We start from the raw sequence: 571 nt of genomic DNA on the forward strand, positions 1-571 counted from the left end.
CGTACCCGAAGCCCACCTGTTGGTTGATTGATTTCAATTTGACTACTTGGACCAGTTTCATAACTTACAGAAGCAGAACACCTAATATTTGGGTATAGGCTTGTGATTCTTATGAAATACTGGACTCCCGCAGCAAGAGTAATGGCCTCATTAGAAAAATTCTGCCCTAATTTAGATGTTCTGGTAAATACAACGGCTTGGTCGGACTTTCGAACAATCTCTGTTCTTAAAAGATTAATCAGCGGATCTATATTCGAACCACCTCCTCCTCCAACACTAATAAGAGTCCCCCCATTCAACAGAATATTCTCGGAGCTATATGGGGTAAAACTTGTCGAAGTTGCCGTTGTTGGATAACTGGATGTTGGTAATATAGAAACTAGTTTATTATCTCTTGGTGGAGGCACGCTTTTCAATCCTCTATATTCATTGAGTTCATAAAAAATGCTATCAACCGCCCCTGTTGGATAAGTTATTTTAGTTAGGGAACCTTTTAAAGTACTGGAAAAATCGCAATTTCTTAATGCTGTAGCACCAGGAAACATTTGCTTTTCATAATCGGTATTAGGAA

General features: G+C 38.9%; 1 protein-coding gene. It reads right to left on the reverse strand.

Annotation, left to right across the window (positions count from 1 at the left end; translation table 11 throughout):
* On the reverse strand, positions 1-571 hold a 571-nt coding region (locus R2S08_RS28825; protein WP_316838354.1), incomplete at both ends, for a hypothetical protein.

The organism is Pedobacter nutrimenti (assembly GCF_032678445.1).
GTDB lineage: Bacteria > Bacteroidota > Bacteroidia > Sphingobacteriales > Sphingobacteriaceae > Pedobacter > Pedobacter nutrimenti_A.